Annotated in this window: 1 pseudogene; it reads left to right on the forward strand. The window is 47.0% G+C overall.

What is annotated here, in order from left to right:
- Positions 1 to 69: 69 nt before the first annotated feature.
- Positions 70 to 460 (forward strand): annotated as a pseudogene (locus A9587_RS24325) (transposase); the annotation flags it as partial.

The following is a 460-nucleotide window of genomic DNA, read 5'->3' on the forward strand; positions in this document are numbered from 1 at the left end:
AGTGGCACACTGAATTTGGCCACCTGAACAGAGGTGATATGCTCACCTCAGAACAACACAGGTGCTCCAATGAAAAAAAGAAATTTCAGCGCAGAGTTTAAACGCGAATCCGCTCAACTGGTTGTTGACCAGAACTACACGGTGGCAGATGCCGCCAAAGCTATGGATGTCGGCCTTTCCACAATGACAAGATGGGTCAAACAACTGCGTGATGAGCGTCAGGGCAAAATACCAAAAGCCTCTCCGATAACACCAGAACAAATCGAAATACGTGAGCTGAGGAAAAAGCTACAACGCATTGAAATGGAGAATGAAATATTAAAAAAGGCTACCGCGCTCTTGATGTCAGACTCCCTGAACAGTTCTCGATAATCGGGAAACTCAGAGCGCATTATCCTGTGGTCACACTCTGCCATGTGTTCGGGGTTCATCGCAGCAGCTACAGATACTGGAAAAACCG

The sequence above is a fragment of the Escherichia sp. MOD1-EC6162 genome, from assembly GCF_002965125.1.
Classification (GTDB): Bacteria; Pseudomonadota; Gammaproteobacteria; order Enterobacterales; family Enterobacteriaceae; genus Escherichia; species Escherichia marmotae.